Below are 20,709 nucleotides of genomic sequence, written 5' to 3' on the forward strand. Positions count from 1 at the left end.
GTGCGGCCGTTTTCGTTGGGGCCCGGCTGGTGCGTCACGGGAAAAGTTTCAGTTGTGACGGAATCGCCGGAGGCCTGCCGGTAGAATGCAGCGCCGCCCACGCCTGCTCCCATCGTGCCGCATTCCAAGCCGCCTGCCGAAGATCCCGCTCTTGCCGCAACGCCGCCCGCGCCCGAGGTGGGGCTGGACGATGGCGGCCAGGATCATTCGCCGCCCGGCGTGGTGGTCACCTCCGGGCCGCTGACGCCGTCGCCGGATTCGGAAGGCACCGAGATCGACGACCGCGCGTTTCACCATTCGGTCGCCGAGGACGTGCAGGGCATGGTACTGGCGACGTTGACGGCCTCGCTCGGCCTGGCGGTGTTCGCCAAGGGCGGGCTGATGATCGGCGGCATGGCCGGCGTGGCATTCCTGACGCACTACGCGTTCGGCTGGAATTTCGGCCTGATGTTCGTGCTGGTGAACCTGCCGTTCTACTGGCTGTCGGTGCGGCGCATGGGCTGGGAGTTCACCCTCAAGACCTTTGCCGCCGTGGCCGCGTGCGGCGTGCTGACCGACCTGCTGCCGCGTTGGGCGCCGTATGCGCAGGTGACGCCGCTGTATTCGGCGCTGGTCGGTGGCGCGCTGGTGGGCATGGGCATCCTGTTCTTCATCCGCCACCACGCCAGCCTGGGCGGCGTCGGCATCCTCGCCGTCTACCTGCAGCGTGCGCACGGCATCAGCGCGGGCAGGGTGCAGATGAGTTTCGACGCGATGCTGATGGTGGTGGCGTGCTTCACCCTAGCCCCAATGCAGGTGCTGTATTCGGCGCTGGGCGCGGTGGTGTTGAGCCTGGTGCTGATGTTCAACCATCGGCCGCATCGGTATATGGGCGTTTGATTTGGCTGCCTTGCGGTCTTTTTCCTAAAGCAAAGGCTTTCGCACGACTTCGTCGCGCGACCCACTTTCTTTGCTCGTGCAAAGAAAGCTGGGCAAAGAAACACGCCCCGGGCAGCACGCCCTCGCGGTGCGAGGGTCCGCTACGGGTCGAGGGATTTTTCGAAGGGACATCCATGTCCCGTCGAAAAACGCCGTGCATCCATGCACGGCGCCCTGCGGGTCTGATCCTCGGCCCTTCGCCGTGCCTTACGGGGATCTCAAAGTCCAAAGCAAAGCAAGAACCGAAGCGATCTTGCTTCGGCTCTTGCTTTGCTTTTGATCTGCCGGTCCCTTGAGGTTGGGCGGAGGGCGACGGGTTAAAACCCGAAGGGCGACGCGCAGGACGCGCGTCGTTTTTGGAAGGGACATGGATGTCCCTTCCAAAAATTCCCGACGGCCGCAGCGGACTTTTCGCAAAGCGAAAAGCCGACCGCCAGGGTGTGCTTTCTTTGGCCTAGCCTTTCTTTGCACAAGCAAAGAAAGGTAGGTCGGGTGGCGAAGCCGCACGAAAGCTTTTGCTGCTAAAAAATCAGCAAAGCGCGGAGAACTACTTCTTCGTCTTCGCCGACTTCAACGGTTTCGCCACCTGCATCCACGCCGGCTTGCACTTCGCCGCCGCCGCGAACGCCGGACATCCCTCGTGATGCGCGCCCGGCAGATACCCCAGGCTCATCAAGAACTCGCCAGTGATCTCGCCGCCGGTGAAGCGAAAGGTCTTCTTGAACAGCTTCACCCAGTCCGCTTTTTCCAGCGGATGGTGCGCATCCAGCCACGCGGCGAAGCTGCCGTGTGAGGCGCGCAGGGTCTGGATGACCTGGGCGTTGTGGATCGCGGCCAGGACCTTGAGCCGGTTGCGGATGATGCCGGCGTCACCCATCAGGCGCGCGATGTCGGCCTCGCCATAGTCGGCCACGGCATCCACGTCGAAGCCGCTGTATGCGGCGCGGAAGGCCTCGCGCTTGCGCAGGATGGTTTCCCAGCTCAGGCCGGCCTGGTTGATCTCCAGCAGCAGGCGCTCGAACAGCACCGCTTCCTCGCGCTGCGGGAAGCCGTATTCGGTGTCGTGGTAGCGCCCGTGGATCGGGTGGCCGGGGGCGATGGCGCAGTAGCCGCTCATGCGGGCAGTCCGTTATCGGTGAAAGGAAGAGGCGGGCATCAGCCGGCCTCGCGCACCACTTCGATCAGCGCTGGTCCGTAACGGTCCAGCTTGCTGCCGCCGACGCCGCCGACCTTGGCCAGGGCGCGCAGGTCGATCGGGCGTTGCTCGGCGATGTTGCGCAGGGTGGCGTCGTGAAAGATCACGTAAGCCGGTACGTTCTGTTCCTTGGCCAGCTGCGCGCGCAGGCGGCGCAGGGCCTGGAACAGCGGCTGGTCATATTCGGAGACTTCCGCCGCGGCCGGGCTGCTGCTTCCGCTGGTATTGCTGCGCTGGCGCAACTTGGGCGAATCCTTGCGCAGCAGGACCGTCTGCTGGCCTTGCAGGATCGGCTTGGCCGATGCGGTCAGGCGCAGGCTGCCGTGGCCTTCGGTATCGACTTCCAGCACGCTGGCCGCGACCAGCTGGCGGAACACGCCGCGCCAGGCGGCCGCATCGACATCGGTGCCGATGCCATAGGTAGTGAGCTTGTCGTGGCCGAACTGACGGATGCGCTCGGTGTCGCCGCCGCGCAGCACGTCGATCAGATGCGCGGCGCCGAAGCGCTGGCCGGTGCGGTACACGCAGCTCAGCGCCTTGCGCGCGGCATCGGTCGCATCCCAGCTGGCCGCGGGCGTCAGGCAGTTGTCGCAGTTGCCGCAAGGCTTGGGATAAGTCTCGCCGAAGCCGGCCAGCAGCACCTGGCGCCGGCACTGCATCGATTCGCAGTAGCCCAGCAGTTGGTCGAGCTTGCGGCGCTCCAGGCGCTTGCGCTCCTCGGCGGCTTCGCCCTGCTCGATCATCTGCTTGAGCAGCACCACATCGCCCAGGCCGTAGGCCAGCCAGGCCTGCGCAGCTTCGCCATCGCGGCCGGCGCGGCCGGTTTCCTGGTAGTAGCCCTCCAGCGATTTGGGCAGGTCGGTATGCGCGACGAAACGCACGTCCGGCTTGTCGATGCCCATGCCGAAGGCGATGGTCGCGCACATGACGATGCCGTCCTCGCGCAGGAACCGGCGCTGGTTGTCCGCGCGCACCTGCGCGTCCAGGCCGGCGTGGTAGGGCAGGGCGTCGAAGCCCTTCTCGCGCAGGAACTCGGCGGTCTGCTCGACCTTCTTGCGCGACATGCAGTAGACGATGCCGGCCTCGCCCTTGTGATCGGCCAGGAAGTCCTGCAGCTGGCGGCGGCCGTTGTCCTTCTGCACCACGGTGTAGCGGATATTGGGGCGATCGAACGAGCTGACGAAGCGGCGCGCATCTTCCAGCTGCAGGCGCTCGGCGATCTCGGCCTGGGTCGGCGGATCGGCCGTGGCGGTCAGCGCAATGCGCGGAATGTCAGGCCAGCGCTCGTGCAATACGGTGAGCTGGCGGTATTCCGGGCGGAAATCATGGCCCCACTGCGAGACGCAGTGCGCTTCGTCGATGGCGAACAGGCCGATCCGCGCGCGGTCCAGCAGCGACAGGAAACGTCCGGTCAGCAGCCGCTCGGGTGCGACGTAGAGCAGGTCCAGCTCGCCGGCGAGCAGGTCGCGCTCGACTTTCTGCGCGGTTTCGCCGTCGAGCGAGGAATTGAGGAATTCGGCGCGCACGCCGAGTTGGCGCAGCGCCTCGACCTGGTCCTGCATCAGCGCGATCAGCGGCGACACCACGATCGCGGTGCCCTCGCGCAGCAGCGCCGGCACCTGGTAGCACAGCGACTTGCCGCCGCCGGTGGGCATCAGCACCAGGGCGTCGTGTCCGCTGGCCACATGTTCGACGATGGCGGCCTGTTCGCCGCGGAAACCGGGGTGGCCGAACACCCGGTGGAGGATTTCAAGTGCTTGTTCCTGCATGCGTACAGGATACCGGGCCGGCGTCTCATCCCCCAGACGCACAACGCCCGGCGCAGGGCCGGGCGTTGGTGGAAAGCCTTGTCGGAAATCGCTGACGTTTTGCTTCAATCCCCCGGCCAACTTGCTGGAGGAAAGCCCCCTTGAGTCAAGGGGGCGCGCCGAAGGCGCGGGGATCTGGCCAGCGAGTGAGCAGGGGCCCAAGGTTTCGCCTACGGCGGAACCTTGGGGTAAGCCCGCAGGGGCGACGCCCCGAAGGGATTACTGCAGGAGCGAACGCAGCATCCACGCGTACTTCTCGTGGGTGTTCAGGCGCTGGGTCATCAGGTCCACGGTCGGGTCGTCGTGGCCGTCGTCGGCGGTCTTGAGCGTCACGCGGGCGGTGCGGCAGACGGCCTCGTTGCCGACCACCAGCTGACGGACCATTTCCTTCCAGTCGGCGCTGTTGGACAGGCCGGGTTCCTCGGGGATTGAGGTCAGCTTGACGAACTCGGCGTAAGAGCCCGGCGCGTTGTAGCCCAGGGCGCGGATGCGCTCGGCCACTTCATCCAGCGCGCCCCACTGCTCGGTGTACTGGCCTTCGAACATGGTGTGCAGCGAATTGAACATCGGCCCGGTCACGTTCCAGTGGAAGTTGTGGGTCTTCAGGTACAGCGTGTAGGCATCGGCCAGGAAATGCGACAGGCCATCGGCGATCTCCTTGCGGGCGCCGGTGGAAATGCCGATGTCCACGTTCGGCGCGCTGGGGGCGGCGGCGAGCGGGGTGGCCTTCTTCTTGGTCTTCGTAGCGGGTTTGGACTTGGCCATGTCAGGCTCCTGGTCAGTGGCGATGGTTCACAATAAACACGATAGATAAAGATTAGTAATCAAAAGATCTAGAACAATCGATTCATGGCATCAATCGCAACGCTCCCCCAATCTCCCGACGCCGCCCGGCGTGCCATCGACGGCGCGCTGAGCCGCGACCGTGGCCGTCTACACGGCCTGTGGTCGCGCTGGAAGGCCAAGCCCGACGATGCCCAGCTGCGCGAGCGCTTCGGCCAGGCGCTGCAGGCCTCGGTGAGCGCCTGCCAGGCGCGTGCCGTCTCGCTGCCGCGCGTGACCTTGGATGAAGCGCTGCCGATCGCACGTGAAGGCGACCAGATCGTCGAACTGATCCGCCAGCACCAGGTGGTGGTGATCGCTGGCGAGACCGGCTCGGGCAAGACTACCCAGCTGCCCAAGCTGTGTCTGGCGGCCGGGCGTGGCGTGGCCGGGATGATCGGCTGCACCCAGCCGCGCCGCATCGCCGCGCGCGCGGTCGCCCGGCGCGTGGCCGAGGAGCTGCAGGTGCCGATGGGCGGCGCGGTCGGCTACCAGGTGCGCTTCAATGACAACGTCGGCGACGACACCCGCATCAAGTTCATGACCGACGGCATCCTGCTGGCAGAGATCGCCAGCGACCGATGGCTGTCGAACTACGACACGATCATCGTCGACGAGGCGCACGAGCGCAGCCTCAACATCGACTTCCTACTGGGCTACCTGAAGCAGCTGCTCACCAAGCGCCGCGACCTGAAGGTCATCGTGACCTCGGCCACCATCGATACGGCACGCTTTGCCGCGCATTTCGCCGATGCGCCGGTGGTCAGCGTGGAAGGCCGCACCTATCCGGTGGAAGTGCGCTATCGCCCGCTCGATGAAGCTGCGCCTGGTGGCGAAGACGACGAGCCCGCCAGCGGCAACGAGCGCAGTGTCAACGAAGCCATCGTCGCGGCCGTGGATGAAATCACCCGCGAGGACGCGCGCGGCGACGTGCTGATCTTCCTGCCGGGCGAGCGTGAGATCCGCGACGCGCACCAGGCTTTGGAGCGGCGCAAGTACCGCCATACCGAAGTGCTGCCGCTGTACGCGCGGCTCTCGGCCAGCGATCAGGATGCGGTGTTCAATCCCGGGTCGCAGCGGCGGATCGTGCTGGCGACCAACGTGGCCGAGACTTCGCTGACGGTGCCGCGCATCCGCTACGTGGTCGATCCGGGCTTTGCCCGCGTCAAGCGCTACAGCCCGCGGCAGAAGCTGGACCGCCTGCACATCGAGCCGATCAGCCAGGCCAGCGCCAACCAGCGCATGGGCCGCTGCGGCCGCGTGGCCGAAGGCATCTGCGTGCGCCTGTTCGCGCAGGCCGATTTCGAGGAACGCCCGCGCTATACCGATCCGGAAATCCGGCGCTCGTCGCTGGCCGGCGTGATCCTGCGGATGCTGCAGCTGGGCCTGGGGCGGATCGAGGATTTCCCGTTCCTGGAGGCGCCGGACGAGCGCGCGGTCGCAGATGGCTGGCAAAACCTGGTCGAGCTGGGCGCGGTCACCGATGCCGATCGCCACGGCCTGCGCAAGCTGACCGAAGTCGGCCGCAAGATGGCGCGCCTGCCGGTGGACGTGAAGCTGGCGCGCATGCTGGTTGCCGCACAGGCCCACGGCTGTCTGCGGCCGATGCTGGTGATCGCCGCGTTCCTGGGCATCCAGGATCCGCGCGAGCGTCCGCCGGAAGCGCGCGAAGCCGCCGACAACGCGCACGCGAAATTTGCAGACGCGCGTTCGGAATTCGTCGGCATCCTGCGACTGTGGGATGGCTATCGCCAGGCACACGAAGACCTCACCCAGTCCAAGCTGCGCGACTGGTGCGGGCGGAATTTCCTCGGCTTTTTGCGCATGCGCGAGTGGCGCGAGCTGCACCGCCAGCTGCGCCTGCTGTGCGAGGAACTGGGCTGGGCCGAAGAGCCATCGCCTGCGTCGATGGCCCCGCTGCTGGCCGGTTCGCCCGCGGCGCCGGTCGCGGGCGAAGGCAAGCCGTCCTCGCGCCCGACCCGGGGCGAGCTGCACCGCGCCGCGCGACTGGCGCGCGAGGGTCGCAGCGAAGCGGCTTCAGCACCGCAAGCCGCTGCGCCGCAATCGAACAAACCGCAGGTCGAAGACGGTTCGCGCATCAGCGAGCGTGAGCGCAGTGCGGCGTACCAATCGCTGCATCGCGCCTTGATTGCCGGCCTGCCCACGCAGGTCGGCCATCGCACCGAGAAGGGCGATTTCCTCGCCGCGCGCCAGCGTCGCTTCCATCTCTTCCCCGGCTCGGCGCTGGCCAAGAAGCCGCCGGCCTGGGTGCTGGCCGCCACGCTGCTGGATACCCAGCGCGTGTGGGGCCTGACCAATGCGTCGATCGAGCCGGACTGGGTGATTGCCGAAGTGCCGCAGCTGCTCGCGCGCAAGCACTTCGACCCGCACTGGTCGCGCGCGCAGGGCCAGGTGCTGGCCTCTGAGCAGATCAGCCTGTTCGGCCTAGTGCTGGCGCCGAAGAAGCCCGTGCACTACGGCCGCATCGCGCCGAGCGAGGCGCATGAACTGTTCGTGCGCCAGGGCCTGGTGCCGGGCGAGATCAATACCCGCGCCGCGTTCGTCGCCGACAACGGCAAGGTGCTGGCCACCGCGCACGAGGAAGAAGCCAAGCTGCGCCGCGCTGGCATCGTCGCCGACGAGGACTGGCAGGCGCGCTGGTATCTGGATCGCATTCCCGGCGAGCTGCATTCGGCCTCGGGCCTGGATGCGTGGTGGAAAACCTTGGCCGAGGACAAACGCAACGGCCTGCGCTGGTCGCTGGCCGACCTGTTGCCGGGCGAAGGCAGCGAGGCCGATCGTTATCCGAAGTATTTCGCGCTGGGCGATGCGCGCCTGCCTTTGCAGTACAAGTTTGAGCCGGGCGCCGAAGACGACGGCGTGACGCTGGAGATCCCGCTGCACCTGCTCAACGCGCTCGATCCCACGCGGCTGTCGTGGCTGGCGCCGGGCTTCGTGGCGGAGAAGGCCGCCGGGCTGATTCGTTCGCTGCCCAAGGCGCAGCGGCGCAACTTCGTGCCGGCGCCGGATTTCGGACGCGCGTTCTACGAGGCGTTTGCCAAGCCGTCGGCCGATGACCTGCGGGGCGAGCTGGCGCGTTTCCTGTCCAAGGCGGTCGGCGTGCCGGTGAGTGCGCTGGATTTCGACGAGGCGTCGCTGGAGCCGCATCTGCGCATGCACCTGCGCCTGCGCGATGAGGATGGCAAGGTGCTGGCCTCGTCGCGTGATCTGGATGACCTGCGCGAACGCTTCGGCACGCGTGCCGGTCACGCGTTCGCCGCGCGCGCCGGACGCGCGCTGGCCAGCGAAGGCCTGCATGCGTTTCCGCACGATCCCATTCCGCTGCAGGTGCCGGGCGAAGCCGGCGTGCCGGCGTATCCGGCGCTGGTGGATGAAGGCGACAGCGCCGCGCTGCGGATCTTCGCCGATCGTGCGCAGGCCGCGTCCGCCCATCCCAAGGGCGTGCGTCGTCTGCTGGAGATCGCGCTGGCCGACAAGGTCAAGCAGGCGCGCAAGCAGCTTCCGGTCTCGCCCAAGACCGGGCTGCTGTATGCGGCGCTGGAATCGCAGGAACGCCTGCGCGGCGACATCGTCGATGCGGCGTTGAACGCGGTGCTGGCCGAGGGCTTGAGCGAGATCCGCGACCCCGGCGCGTTCGCGCAGCGACGCGATGCCGCCGGCAAGGGTCTGTTCGGCGAGGCAATGGAGCGGCTCAAGCTGGCCGAATCCATCCTCAGTGCGGTCGCCGAACTCAAGCCCGGGCTGGAAGCGCCCTTGATGGGGTGGGCGCGCGGCAACCTTGACGATCTGCATGCGCAGCTGGCGGCGCTGGTGCATCCGGGCTTCCTGCGGCAGACGCCGGCCGAAGCACTTGCCCAGTTCCCGCGCTACCTCAAGGCGATGAAGCTGCGCGCCGAACGGGCCAAGCGCGATCCCACCCGCGACCAGCAACGGATGCTGGAACTGGTGCCGTTCGTGCAGGCATTGACCGATGCAGCCGCCTCTGGAAAGGGGCAGTCCGATGACTGGCAGGCGTTGCGCTGGGATATCGAGGAACTGCGTGTGTCGCTGTTCGCCCAGGAGCTGGGCGCGCGCAGTGGCATCAGTCCGAAGAAGCTGGCGCAGCGCGTTGCGGCATTGCAGGCGCGCTGAGTCAGTCGTCGCTGACGACACGTTCGCCCATCAACTCCCGCTGTCGCTTTTCCAATTCCTCGGCGTAGCGCTTGCGGACGAAGCCTTCGGACAGCACGCCGAGCACCTTGCGCTCGGCGTCGACCACGGCCAGTTCATCGGTCTGGGTGGTGTCGAAGGCGTGCATGACCGAGACGATGTCGGTATCCGCGCTGAGCGCGGCGTCCTTGTTCTGCGCGTATTCGGCGACGGTGGCATCCAGGCGGATGCGATCGCCGTAGATGAAGGCCAGCGGCACGATGCCGGCGTAGTGGCCTGCGTCGTCTTCCAGCACCACGCGCTGGGTAGAGCCCAGCGGGAAGCGGCGGCGGAATTCGGCCACGGTCGTCGCATCGGGCGTGTGGTTGGCGTCCTTGCGCATCATCTTGCCAGCCGACAGGTTGCGCACCCAGCCCACATCGCGCGCACTGCGGATGCTCTCGCCGCGCAGGTGCAGGCGCCAGGTGGAGAACGAGTAGCCGAAGGCCTGGCGCACCACGGTATTGGCCACCAGCACCGCGGCCATCACGGCGCTGGCCAGGACAAAATCGTGGGTGCCTTCCAGGATCAACATGGCCATCGTCATTGGCGCGCCGACGATGGCGGCCGCCAGGCCGGCCATGCCGACCAGCGCGGCACTGGTGACGTCCACCCAGGATTCGCCGACCAGCTGGTTCAAACCGATCGCGAAGAACGTGCCGACCAGTGCGCCCATGAACAACGAGGCGAAGAACAGGCCGCCGCGGAAGCCGAAGCCCAGCGAGATGCCCGAGGCCAGGCACTTGAGCACCAGCAGCGTGGCCAGCAGCTGAAGCGTGTTGTCGCCGCTGATGTCCAGGTGCAGCGCGCCATGGCCCGAGGACAGCACCTGCGGCGAATACAGCGCGAGCGGAATCAGCAGCAGGCCGCCGACCACCGGCCGGCCCCAGACGGGCAGGTTGACCTTGCCGATGACGCGTTCGATCCCGGCGACCAGGCGCATCACCGCGATGCCGATCAGCGCGCAGGTCAGGCCCAGCGCGATGTAGATCGCGTAGTCGCGGGGTTCCAGCTGATAGGCCGAGGCCGCGGGGAGCAGGTAGGGCGGGGCGCCCAGGGCTTCTGCCAGGAAGGCGCCGCCCAGTGCGGCCGCGGCCACCGGCGCCAGCGCGGAGGGCGTGTAGGCGCCGATGACGATTTCGAAGGCATAGAATGCGCCGGCCAGTGGCGCGCCGAACGCGGCGGCGATCGCGCCGCCCGCGCCCGCACCGACCAGGGTGCGCATGTCGGCCCGGCGTACGCGCAGGATCCGGCCCAGCTGCGAACCGGCGCCCGAGCCCATCTGCGCGTAGGCGGCCTCCAGCCCGACCGAGGCGCCGAAGCCGTTGGACAGCAAGGTCTGCAGCGAGACGATCAGGTTGTCGCGCATCGACATGCGCCCGCCGTGCAGCGCGTTGGCTTCCACGGCATCGACCAGCGGCCGCTTGCGCCGCCGCGCCGCTAGCGTCACCAGGCCGACCAGCAGGCCGCCCAGCGGCAGCACCAGCAGCTGCGACAGGCTCAGGCTGTCGCTGGCGCTCAGCCGTTCCTCCGGTGCCAGATCGAACAGCCAACGCTGCACCGCATGCGCCAGTTCGCCCTGCAGCAGGGTCAGTCCCGCGGCGATCAGCCCGACCAGCGTGGCCAGGCCGATGAACCACAGGTCATTGGCGCGGAACTGCCGCCGCAGCCAGTCCAGCGGGCGGTGGAGCTGGGCGCGCGAGGCCTGCCAGAGGCGATCAGCCGTGTGTGGCATGGCCTGCATCGCGGTTCCTTCGCAAAAGGGCATCAATGGCGACGCGCGCACGCGCTGGGCGGTGCATGGGTGTTCCCGCGTTGATCAGACCGTTAGTGTAGTCGCCTCGTCCCTGTCGACCGTGTCAGTGTCCGCCCCGATGTCCGCAACGTCTTCGCCCTTGCCCGCTGTCGTCCAGTCCGTCCTGGCGGGACTGCCGCAGGCGCTGCGGACCACGACGCAGGCCGCGTTGGGGTTGCCCGACGCGCAGACGGGGATGCCCGATGCGTGGCCGGTGCTGGAAGACACCCTGGCCACGCTGACCGGTCTGTCCGCCGATGCCGAGGTGCTGGGCGCGGCGCTGCTGTCGGGCTTGCCCGCGATCCAGCCGGGCCTGATGCCGCAGCTGCGCCGCGAGGCGCCGGGCATGGCCACGCTGATGGATGGCCAGGCCGCCGCCGCGCAGGTCTGGGCGCTGCATGCCGAGCCTGGGGCCGCCCGCAATACCGAAGGCCTGCGCCGGCTGCTGCTGGCGATGATCCAGGATCTGCGCGTGGTGCCGATCCTGCTGGCGCGCCAGCTTGCGCGGATGCGTGCGGCCAGCCATCTGGACGCCGCCCAGCGCCGGGAGCTGGCGCTGCTGACCCGCGACATCCACGCGCCGCTGGCCAACCGGCTGGGCATCTGGCAGCTCAAGTGGGAGCTGGAGGACCTGGCCTTCCGCCACCTGCAGCCGGACACCTATCGCTCCATCGCCACCCAACTGGATGACAAGCGGGCGGCGCGCGAGCGCTACATCGAGAAGGTCAAGGCGACCCTGCGCGCGACCCTCACCGAGCATCGCATCGCGGCCGAGGTCAGCGGCCGGCCCAAGCACATCTACAGCATCTGGAAGAAGATGCAGCGCAAGCAGGTGGCGTTGGACGAACTGTTCGACCTGCGCGCGGTGCGCATCGCGGTCAGCGACGTGGCCCAGTGCTATGCCGCGCTGGGCGTGGTGCATGCGCTGTGGACGCCGATCCCGTCGGAGTTCGACGACTACATCGCCCGGCCCAAGGCCAACGATTACCGCTCGCTGCACACCGCCGTGGTCGGCCCGGAAGGGCGTGCGCTGGAAGTGCAGATCCGCACCCACGACATGCATGCCCAGGCCGAACTCGGCGTGGCTGCGCACTGGCGCTACAAGGAAGGCGGCGGCGATGCGGCCTTCGACCGCAAGATCGCCTGGATGCGGCGCCTGCTGGAACACGGCCACGACGGCGAAGGCGAGGCCGTGCTGGGCGGCGCGCTAGATGCGGAGCTGGCCGAGGATCGCATCTACACGCTCACGCCCAAGGGTGAGGTGATCGACCTGCCGCGCGGGGGCACGGTGCTGGATTTCGCCTACCACGTGCATACGATGGTCGGGCACCGCACGCGCGGGGCCAAGGTCAACGGGCGGATCGTGCCGCTGGGCCACGTACTGCACAGCGGCGATCGGGTCGAGATCCTGACCAACAAGACCGGCGAACCCAAGCGCGACTGGCTGCAGGCGTCGAGCGGTTTCCTGGCCAGCGCGCGTTCGCGCGACAAGGTGCGTGCGTATTTCCACAAGCTCGACCGCGCCGGCAATATCGCCGCGGGCAAGGACCTGCTGGAACGCGAACTCAAGCGCCTGCACCTGCACCAGCTGGAGCTGGCGCCCGCGTTGAAGAAATTCCGTGCCGAAACAGCGGAGGAGCTGTACATCCAGGTCGCACTGGGCGACACCGGCCCCAGCCAGGTCGCGCGCGCGCTGCAGGAAGACCAGCGCGCGCAGGCCGGCGATACGCCGCTGCCGTTGCAGAACGCCACGCGGCGCCCGGTGCAGCGCGCCCCGGGCGCGGACAAGTCGCGCTTCACCGTGCAGGGCGTGGGCAACCTGCTTGTGCAGTTGGCCAAGTGCTGCCAGCCGGTGGCGGGCGAGCCCATCGTCGGCTACCTCACGCGCGGCCGCGGCGTCACCGTGCATCGGCGCGATTGCGCCGCGCTGCGGCGGCTGTCGGCCCAGCATCCGCAGCGCGTGTTGCCGGTGGAGTGGGGCGTGGCCGGCGGCGGGTACGAGGTCGATGCGCTGATCAACGCGATCGACCGCAAGTGGCTGCTCAAGGACATCACCACGCTGATCGCGCAGGAAGATGCCCACGTGCTGGACATCCACAGCGATGCGGCCGGCAGCCCCGGCAAGATCCGCTTCAAGCTGCGCCTGAAGGTGTCTGACTACGGCCAGCTGTCCACGCTGCTGGGCAAGCTGGACGCGCTGCCCGGCGTGCAGGACGCGCGCCGGGCCGGTTGATGGCCGGGCGAGCCGCCACGCGCGTTCAGCGTGGGGATCGGCTCGTCACGTGGGCTGGCGGATACTGCCGCGCGTGACTTCCCCGCCCGACCCACTGCCCGACGGCAGGATCGAACCGCACATCGACTGGCATGCCGCGCCGGATGACGGGCGCGTGCGTCCGCGCCGCCCGGTCGCGCGGCCGGCGCGACCGTGGTGGCCCTGGCTGCTGGGCGCGTTGGTGGTCGCGGGCCTGGCGTCGGCGGTGCTGCTGCGCAAGCCGATCGCCGATCGCCTGTGGCAGGGCACGCGCGTGCAGGCGCTGCTGGACCAGGGCGATGCGGCGATCCGCCAGGGCAAACTGAGTGCGGCCGATGGCAGCGGCGCGCGCCAGCGCTTCGAGGCGGCCCTGGCGCTGGACAACGATCGTCGCGAAGCACGCGATGGCCTGGCGCGCGTGGGCACGGCGGCGATCGCCCAGGCGCAGGCTGCGCTCAAGGGCAATGACCTGGCGGCCGCGCGCGATGCGCTCGCGTTGGCCCGCCAGCTGCAGGTGCCGCAGGCGCAGTCCGATGCCGTCGCCGCCGAGCTGCGCAAACGCGAATCCGATGCGGCAGGCATCGGCACGCTGATCGCCAATGCGGTCGCCGCGCGCGCTGCGGGCCGTATCGATGGCGCGCCGGATGCAGCTTTGCCGCTGTTCAAACAGGTCCTGGCGCTGCAGCCGGACAACACCATTGCGCTGGAAGGGCGCGAGGACCTGCTTTCCGACCAGCTGCAGCAGGCACGCAAGGCGCTGCAGGGCGGGCACCTGGCCGAAGGCGCGGCGTTGATCGCCAGCGTGCGCGGTTACGACGCCGGCCATTACGACCTCCCCGGCGCCAGCGCGCTGCTGGCACGCACGCTGGACCAGCAGCGTCGCCAGGCCGATACCGACCTGCGCCGCGACCGGTTGGACTCGGCAGTGCGCACCTACCAGGACGTGCTGGCCGCGGTGCCCGGCGACGCCGCGGCCACGCTGGGTCTGCAGAACGCGGCGGCGCAGTACGCCCAGCGCGCGCGCCGGCAGGCGTCGGATTTCGATTTCGCCGGTGCGCAGGCGGACCTGGAACAGGCGCGCGCGCTGGCGCCGCAGTCAGCCGCTGTGGCCGAGGTCACCCGTGCGATCGAACGTGCGCATCGCAGCCAGGCGCAGCTGGATCAAACCATGCCGGCCTCGCCGCAGCGCCAGCGCAGGGTGCGCGCGCTGTTGGCCGATGCCGATCGCGCCGCCGCGCGCGGCAACTGGATCGATCCGCCGGGCGAGAGCGCTTTCGACAAGGTCCGCGCCGCGCAATCGCTGGCGCCTGACGATCCGCAGGTGCGCCGCGCCGCGCAGCAGCTGGTGCCCGACGTCCAGCAATGCGTGCGTCGCGAACTGTCCGCCAACCGTGTGCGCGCGGCGCAGACCTGCCTGGATGCCTGGCAGGCGATCGCCCCGGGCGACGGCAACCTGGGCGTGGCCCGGCGCCAGCTGGCGATGCGCTGGATCGACATCGGCACCGAACGGCTCGGCGCAGGCGAACTGCGCGTGGCCAGCGAGGCGCTGCAGCGTGCGCGCGGCCTGGATCGCAGCGCGCCCGGACTCGATGACTTCGCCGCACGCGTGGCGCATGCGCGTGCCGGTGGTGGTTAGCGCATGTTTTCGAACCGCATGTCCTTGAGGAACCGGCGATGAGCAAGGCACAGGCCGCATTGGCGGGTGAACTGATTCCGCTGGGCAGCGCCGGCACGCTGGGTCCGCAGGATCTGGAGCAGCTGCGCCAGGCGGTGCAGCGGCTGGAACACCCCAGCTTCGGCGCGCGCGTGGCCAACCTGGTCGGCACCCCGGTGGAGAAGCTGATCGGTTTCCTGCCCAAGCGCGCGAACGCGGTAATCGCTTTCGCCGCGCGCAAGGCGATCGGCGCCGCGCTGCGCGTGTCGCTGACCACGATGGACACCCGCAGCAAACCGGAAGGCGCGCGCAAGTCCTCGGACTGGTGGCACCTCGGCGCGACCGCAGCGACCGGAGCGGTGGGTGGCGCGTTCGGCCTGGGCGCGCTGGCGGTGGAGCTGCCGCTGACCACCACGATCATGCTGCGTTCGATCGCCGACATCGCCCGCAGCGAAGGCGCGGATTTGAGCGACCCCGCCGTGCGCCTGGAGTGCGTGCGCGTGCTGGCGATGGGCGGCAGTTCGCCGGCAGACGACGCGGCCGAGGTCGGCTATTACGCCGCACGTGAGGCGATGAGCCGGATGGTGTCCGACGCGGCCACGCACGTGGCGCGCCACGGCCTGCAGAAGGAAGGCGCGCCGGTGCTGGTGAGCCTGGTGAAGGCGATCGCCCAGCGGTATTCGATCCAGGTCAGCGAGAAGGCGGCCGCGCAGTGGATGCCGGTGCTGGGCGCGGTGGGCGGCGCGACGGTCAACTCGATCTTTATGGACCACTTCCAGAGCATGGCGCGCGGACACTTCATCGTGCGTCGGCTCGAAGCCCTGCACGGCCCGGAGACCGTGCGCACCGCCTACCAGGCAATTGCCGCGTTGCTGGCGGACTGAGTCAGGGCGCGTCGTCGAAGAACACGCGCCGCACCGTGGCGCGCGCCGCATCCAGCGAGAAATGCTGCTGCACGTTGGCCAGCCCGTGCGTCGCCAGCGCCTGCCACAGCGCGCCATCGCCATACAGGCGCGCCACCGCGTCAGCGAACGCCTCGGGCGTATCGCCGACCAGCACATCCACCCCGTCGCGCAGGTGCATGCCTTCCACCGCCATCGTCGTGGCGACCACCGGCAGCCCGTGCGCCATCGCCTGGTTGATCTTGCCCTTGACCCCGGCGCCGTAGCGCAGCGGCGCAAGCGCGATCCGGCTGCCTTCCAGCAGCGGCAACAGGTCGGGCACGTGGCCGTGCACGATAATGCCCGGCTGCGTCGCCAGGCGCTGGACCTGCGGCGGCGGATCAATGCCGACGATGTGGAACTGCACGTCCGGCAACTGCGCGCGCACCCGCGCGAACACCTCATCAGCAAACCACTGCACCGCATCCACGTTCGGCGGATGGTGGAAGCCGCCGACGAACAGCAGGTCACGGCGTGCCTCAAAAGCCGCGCCGGCGCCACCCAGCTGGTGCAGGTTGGACAGGATTTCCACCTTCACATCAGGCGCTTCGCGGGCCAGCTCCTCGCGTTCGACCGGGCTCACCACCAGGGTCGTATCGGACGCACGCATCACCGCCAGTTCCAGCGCCTGGGTCGCATGCGATTGCTTGCGCATCAGCGCATCGCCGCTGGTCTCCGCGCCGCGGCGCTCGCGCAGATAGTGCAGGTCGACAGTGTCGAAGATGACCCTGGCCTGGGGCGCATGCCGGCGGACCAACGGGACGAATTGATCGCCAACGTAGTGCCGGCTCAGCATCACCACATCGAAGCGTTTTCCGTGAGCCTTGAAGAACTGGGGGAAACGCTTGATGAAGGGGGCATGCCAGACTTCGATCCCCAGTGACAGCAACGCTGGGGTGTATTCGGGAACGAAAGCTGCGTCGGCGGCAACGAAACATACATGCGCGCCCTCGGCTTGCAGCAACTGCATCAGGTTGACCAGGCGCAGCGACCCGGAATCGCGATCAGCTTTCGGGGTCAGCGTGTCGATGACCAGTATCTGCCGCTGTTTCGCGTGCAAGCTCGCCGGCGATGGGGCTTCTCGTTCCGCAAATTGGCCAGCCAAGGCAGTGCGCCATTTCTCAGCGAAAACGACGGCGTTCCGAACTTGATAGGCCTTGACGCCGGTCTTCTCGTCGGTGCCGGCGGTGGCGCCTTCGCGATGCACCACCACCGAAGCAGGCTGGTAGCGAGTCTTCAGCCCGGCCGCGCGCACGGCGAAGGCCAGGTCGGTGTCCTCGTAATACGCCGGCGCGAAACGCGTGTCGAAGCCGCCGATCCGGTTGAACAGGGCGCGCGGGATCGCCACGGCCGCGCCGGAGAGGTAATCGGCTTCGCGCACATAGGTGTAGCGCGGGTCATCGGGCGAATCAAAGCGGCCATAGTTCCACGCCGAACCATCGGCGAACACCACGCCACCGGCTTCCTGCAGGCGCCCGTCCGGGTAGACCAGCTTCGCCCCGGCCAGACCGGTATCGGGATGCGTGGTGAACGTTGCCAGCAGTGCTTCCAGCCAGCCGGGCTGGGGCAGGGTGTCGTTGTTGAGAAAGATGATGAACTCGCCGCGGGCCAGCGCCGCGCCGTCGTTGCAGGCGGCGATGAAGCCGCCGTTCCGGGCGCGCAGGTGATAGTGCAGGCCTTCGACCTGGGGCAGCACCTGCGCGGTGTCGTCCGGCGAGCCGTCATCGACCACGATGATTTCGATCGATAGTTGCGGCGGCTGCGCGGCCAGGGCGCGCAGGCAGTCCAGGGTCATCTGCAGCTGGCCGTAGACCGGGATCACGATGCTGGCCTGCGGCGCATCCGAGGTCGGCACGGCGAACGGTGCAAACGGCTGCGAGGCGGGCAACCAAAGCGGCTGCGCTGGCGCGCGCCGGGCCAATTGGCTCCCCAGCCGCTGGTGGACGCGTTCCAGGGTCTGGGACAGGCCGCGGGTGCGCAGGCTGGCGAGCATCCGGCGCAGGGTCGATGTCGCGCGCGTCAGAAGAAAACGCGTGTCATCCAGCAACATCGGCATGTTCGTTCACAACTCCAGCTGATCGGGTGGAGGCCGCCGAAGCCGGGCATTCACCCGCCTGCGCTAGACTCTCCTGTCCCTTTTATTGTCGCATCCCAGTGGCCCGCAACGACGACGAACACGACGCCGACGACACGTACGACGATCAGGACGACCAGGCGCAGCCGGCTCCGGCGTGGCGCAACCGGTTGATCACCATTGCTTTGGCCCTGTTGGGACTGGGCCTTGGCTTCATGATTCCCTACGTCGCCTACCTGAACCATCAGGTCGGCCAGCGCTTTGGTGCGCTGCAGTGGCAGATCCCGACCCGCGTCTATGCGCGCCCGCTGCCGCTGGCGCCGGGCGAGGCGCTGGACGCGGCCACGCTGAAGACCGAGCTGGACGCGGCGTCCTACCAGGAAGACGACAAGGGCCAGGCGCCGGGCACCTATGCCCGCAGCGGCAATCGTTTCACCATCGCCAGCCGCGGTTTCACCGATGTGGACCACATCATCCCGGCGACCCGGGTGCAGGTGACCCTGTCCAACGGTGACGTGCTCGGCCTGCGCGACTTGACCCGCGGCCGCAACATCAAGTCCTCGCGCTTGGACCCGGCCCGTATCGCCACCCTGTACGGCAAGCAGCAGGAAGAGCGCCGCCTGGTCCGGCTGGAAGACGTACCCGAGCTGCTGGTCACCGGCCTCCAGGCGGTGGAAGACCGCGATTTCGCCACGCATCACGGCATCGACCTGTCGGGCATCGTGCGTGCGGGCTGGGAGTTCGTCAGCAGCGCCGGCGAGACCCGCCAGGGCGCGAGCACCCTGACGCAGCAGCTAGCTCGCAGCGGCCTGCTCGGCATTGGTCGCGAACAGACGGTCAGCCGCAAGTTCAACGAAATCCTGTACGCGGTGATCCTGGAGGCGCGCTACGACAAGCGCACGATCCTGGAGGCCTACTTCAATCAGGTGTACTGGGGCCAGCGCGGCAGCCAGGCGATCCATGGCGTGTCGGCTGCGTCGGAATTCTGGTTCGGGCGTGACCTGGACAGTCTGTCCACCGAGCAGATGGCGCTGCTGATCGGCATCGTCAAAGGCCCGTCCTACTACGATCCACGGCGCCATCCCGAGCGTGCCAAGGAGCGCCGTGACCTAGCGCTGCGCCGGATGCTGGCGACCAAGCTGATCGACCAGAAGGAATTCGACCGCGCCATCGCCGCGCCGCTGGGCGTGACCAAGGATGCGGGCATCACCGCGGCCAACCGCTTCCCGGCCTACGTGGACCTGGTCCGTCGCCAGCTGGCGCACGACTATCCTGAAGACGCCCTGCAGGGCGCCGGCCTGACCGTGATGACCGGTATGTCGCCCTCGGCCCAGGCCTACGCCGAAGGCGCGGTGACCCGCACCATCACCCAGCTGGAGAAGGGCAAGCGCCCGCCGCTGCAGGCTGGCGTGGTGATGACCGACGTGCACAACGGCGACGTGCTGGCCGTGATCGGCAGCCGCGACGTGGCCGCGCCGGGCTTCAACCGTGCGGTCGAGGCCCAGCGCCAGGTCGGCTCGCTGATCAAGCCGTTCGTCTACCTGCTGGCGCTGGCCCAGCCCGATACCTGGTCGCTGGCCAGCTGGATCGACGATGCGCCGATCAGCGTGCCGCTGGGCCGTGGCAAGAGCTGGAGCCCGGGCAATTCGGACAACCGCAGCCACGGCCGCGTGCATGTGATCGATGCGCTGGCGCACTCCTACAACCAGGCCACCGTGGCGCTGGGCATGAAGGTTGATCCGCAGCGCGTGGCCGACCTGATCAAAGTGCTGGCTGGCATCCAGGCCGACCCCAATCCCTCGCTGCTGCTGGGTGCCACCGACCAGAGCCCGTATGCGATGGCGCAGGCCTACCAGTTCCTGGCCTCCGGCGGCGAGATCCAGCCCCTGCACGCCGTGCGCGGGGTGATCGATGCCGAAGGTCGCGTGCTCAACCGCTACGACAAGACCCCGGCCAGCGCGCAGAAGGGCGACTCGATCGCCGCGCATTTGATCAGCGTCGCCCTGCAGGACGTGGTCACCGATGGCACCGGCCGCCAGCTGCTGTCCGATGGCCTGGGTCGCCTGTCGCCAGCCGGCAAGACCGGCACCAGCAACGATGGTCGCGACAGCTGGTTCGCTGGCTACACCGGCGACCACCTGGCCGTGATCTGGATGGGCAACGACCAGAACCTGGAAACCGGCCTGTACGGCGCCACCGGCGCGATGCGGGTCTGGTCGGGGATCTTCTCGCGCCTGCCCAGCGCGCCGCTGCAGGTCTCCAACGAAGGCCTGGACTGGCAGTGGGTGGCCGAATCGGCCGCCGTCGACGCCAGCTGCCCGGGCGCGCGGCGCTTCCCGTTCGTGGCCGGCTACGCGCCCGCCCGCGGCGACTGCCAGCAGTACCAGACCGGCGACGACACCGGTGGCGGCTGGCGCCGCTGGTTCGGCCTGCCGCCGAAGGAGCCGGACGCCCCGGCCCGCGAAATTCCCGCCCCGGCGCAGCCGGCGCCTTCCACGAGTCCGCTATGAACACCGTCACGCGCCTTGCCCTGACCGCTGCCCTGCTGCTGCCGCTCGCCGCCTGCGTCACCGAGCCGGCGCCGGCCCCGACGCCGGCGCCGCCGAAGCTGACCCCGACCCAGGCGCTCAACGCCGTGCTGGCCGTGGCCAAGGCCGACGACCGCGAGCTGGCGATCCAGCCGGTGCGTGATCCGGAAGTCGAAGACCTGCGCGAGGCCTCGGTCGCGGCGCAGAAGCGCGGCGACTGGAAAGCTTCGGCCGAAGCCCTCAACCAGGCCCTGCTGATCAGCCCCGAAGACCCTGCCGTGCTGCAGGAACGCGCCGAAGTCGCGCTCGCCCTGGGCGAGTGGGACCGGGCCGAGACCCTGTCGCGCAAGGCGCTGGAGCTGGGCTCCAAGACCGGCCCGCTGTGCCGTCGCCACTGGGCGACCATCGAGCAGTCGCAGCTGGCCCGCAACCAGGACCAGAACGCCGCCTCGGCCCACGCGCAGATCGCCAGCTGCACCGTGGCCGGCTTCGACCGGATGTGACCTGGATGGCG

At 68.6% G+C, this 20,709-nt stretch carries 12 protein-coding genes; 7 read left to right on the plus strand and 5 right to left on the minus strand.

Annotation, left to right across the window (positions count from 1 at the left end):
• Window positions 1–183 precede the first annotated feature (183 nt).
• Window positions 184–879: a YitT family protein gene (locus BMZ17_RS10935; protein ID WP_175485611.1), complete on the plus strand. Its 696-nt coding sequence runs from the start codon at window positions 184–186 to the stop codon at window positions 877–879.
• A 586-nt stretch (window positions 880–1,465) separates the two neighbouring features.
• Here BMZ17_RS10935 and BMZ17_RS10940 read toward each other — a convergent pair.
• The 3 genes from BMZ17_RS10940 to BMZ17_RS10950 all read right to left on the minus strand — a co-directional run bounded on the left by BMZ17_RS10940 (window position 1,466) and on the right by BMZ17_RS10950 (window position 4,686).
• Window positions 1,466–2,035, minus strand: coding sequence for a DNA-3-methyladenine glycosylase I (locus BMZ17_RS10940; RefSeq protein ID WP_093138607.1), 570 nt, complete (start codon window positions 2,033–2,035; stop codon window positions 1,466–1,468).
• A gap of 38 nt (window positions 2,036–2,073) precedes the next feature.
• Window positions 2,074–3,882: a DNA helicase RecQ gene (gene recQ, locus BMZ17_RS10945; RefSeq protein WP_093138608.1), complete on the minus strand. Its 1,809-nt coding sequence runs from the start codon at window positions 3,880–3,882 to the stop codon at window positions 2,074–2,076.
• A 258-nt stretch (window positions 3,883–4,140) separates the two neighbouring features.
• Window positions 4,141–4,686 carry a Dps family protein gene (locus BMZ17_RS10950; protein WP_093138609.1) on the minus strand — a complete coding sequence of 182 codons (546 nt, stop codon included), beginning with the start codon at window positions 4,684–4,686 and terminating at the stop codon, window positions 4,141–4,143.
• 84 nt (window positions 4,687–4,770) lie between these two features.
• Between BMZ17_RS10950 and hrpA the strand changes: the two genes are divergently transcribed.
• Window positions 4,771–8,895: an ATP-dependent RNA helicase HrpA gene (gene hrpA, locus BMZ17_RS10955; RefSeq protein ID WP_093138610.1), complete on the plus strand. Its 4,125-nt coding sequence runs from the start codon at window positions 4,771–4,773 to the stop codon at window positions 8,893–8,895.
• 1 nt (window position 8,896) lies between these two features.
• Here the strand turns inward: hrpA and BMZ17_RS10960 are convergent, their stop codons facing one another.
• The gene (locus BMZ17_RS10960; RefSeq protein ID WP_093138611.1) at window positions 8,897–10,696 is read right to left on the minus strand and encodes a chloride channel protein; all 1,800 of its coding nucleotides are present in this window, start codon (window positions 10,694–10,696) and stop codon (window positions 8,897–8,899) included.
• Between the two features lie 130 nt (window positions 10,697–10,826).
• Between BMZ17_RS10960 and BMZ17_RS10965 the strand changes: the two genes are divergently transcribed.
• The 3 genes from BMZ17_RS10965 (at window position 10,827) to BMZ17_RS10975 (ending at window position 15,536) form a co-directional block, all read left to right on the plus strand.
• Window positions 10,827–12,980 (plus strand): RelA/SpoT family protein, encoded by a 2,154-nt coding sequence (locus BMZ17_RS10965; protein ID WP_093138612.1) that lies wholly within the window; start codon window positions 10,827–10,829, stop codon window positions 12,978–12,980.
• A 73-nt stretch (window positions 12,981–13,053) separates the two neighbouring features.
• Window positions 13,054–14,634 carry a hypothetical protein gene (locus tag BMZ17_RS10970; protein ID WP_254775282.1) on the plus strand — a complete coding sequence of 527 codons (1,581 nt, stop codon included), beginning with the start codon at window positions 13,054–13,056 and terminating at the stop codon, window positions 14,632–14,634.
• Window positions 14,635–14,672: 38 nt separating this feature from the next.
• Window positions 14,673–15,536: an EcsC family protein gene (locus BMZ17_RS10975; RefSeq protein WP_093138613.1), complete on the plus strand. Its 864-nt coding sequence runs from the start codon at window positions 14,673–14,675 to the stop codon at window positions 15,534–15,536.
• A 1-nt stretch (window position 15,537) separates the two neighbouring features.
• Here the strand turns inward: BMZ17_RS10975 and BMZ17_RS10980 are convergent, their stop codons facing one another.
• On the minus strand, window positions 15,538–17,649 hold the full coding sequence (locus tag BMZ17_RS10980; RefSeq protein WP_093138614.1) for a glycosyltransferase: 2,112 nt from the start codon (window positions 17,647–17,649) through the stop codon (window positions 15,538–15,540).
• A gap of 98 nt (window positions 17,650–17,747) precedes the next feature.
• Between BMZ17_RS10980 and mrcB the strand changes: the two genes are divergently transcribed.
• Window positions 17,748–20,177, plus strand: a complete 2,430-nt coding sequence (mrcB, locus tag BMZ17_RS10985) for a penicillin-binding protein 1B (RefSeq protein ID WP_093138615.1) — start codon at window positions 17,748–17,750, stop codon at window positions 20,175–20,177.
• Window positions 20,174–20,698, plus strand: a complete 525-nt coding sequence (locus tag BMZ17_RS10990; protein WP_093138616.1) for a tetratricopeptide repeat protein — start codon at window positions 20,174–20,176, stop codon at window positions 20,696–20,698. Before mrcB ends, BMZ17_RS10990 begins: the two co-directional genes overlap by 4 nt.
• The last annotated feature ends 11 nt before the right edge of the window (window positions 20,699–20,709 follow it).

Origin of the sequence: Pseudoxanthomonas sp. GM95, assembly GCF_900109775.1 — a bacterium.
Taxonomy (GTDB): Bacteria; Pseudomonadota; Gammaproteobacteria; order Xanthomonadales; family Xanthomonadaceae; genus Pseudoxanthomonas_A.

Coding starts and splice junctions, on each gene's coding strand:
- BMZ17_RS10950 (WP_093138609.1), bottom strand. CDS start 4,686: ATGGCCAAGTCCAAACCCGCTACGAAGACCAAGAAGAAGGCCACCCCG.
- hrpA (WP_093138610.1), top strand. CDS start 4,771: ATGGCATCAATCGCAACGCTCCCCCAATCTCCCGACGCCGCCCGGCGT.
- BMZ17_RS10975 (WP_093138613.1), top strand. CDS start 14,673: ATGAGCAAGGCACAGGCCGCATTGGCGGGTGAACTGATTCCGCTGGGC.
- BMZ17_RS10965 (WP_093138612.1), top strand. CDS start 10,827: ATGTCCGCAACGTCTTCGCCCTTGCCCGCTGTCGTCCAGTCCGTCCTG.
- BMZ17_RS10940 (WP_093138607.1), bottom strand. CDS start 2,035: ATGAGCGGCTACTGCGCCATCGCCCCCGGCCACCCGATCCACGGGCGC.
- recQ (WP_093138608.1), bottom strand. CDS start 3,882: ATGCAGGAACAAGCACTTGAAATCCTCCACCGGGTGTTCGGCCACCCC.
- BMZ17_RS10960 (WP_093138611.1), bottom strand. CDS start 10,696: ATGCAGGCCATGCCACACACGGCTGATCGCCTCTGGCAGGCCTCGCGC.
- BMZ17_RS10990 (WP_093138616.1), top strand. CDS start 20,174: ATGAACACCGTCACGCGCCTTGCCCTGACCGCTGCCCTGCTGCTGCCG.
- BMZ17_RS10980 (WP_093138614.1), bottom strand. CDS start 17,649: ATGCCGATGTTGCTGGATGACACGCGTTTTCTTCTGACGCGCGCGACA.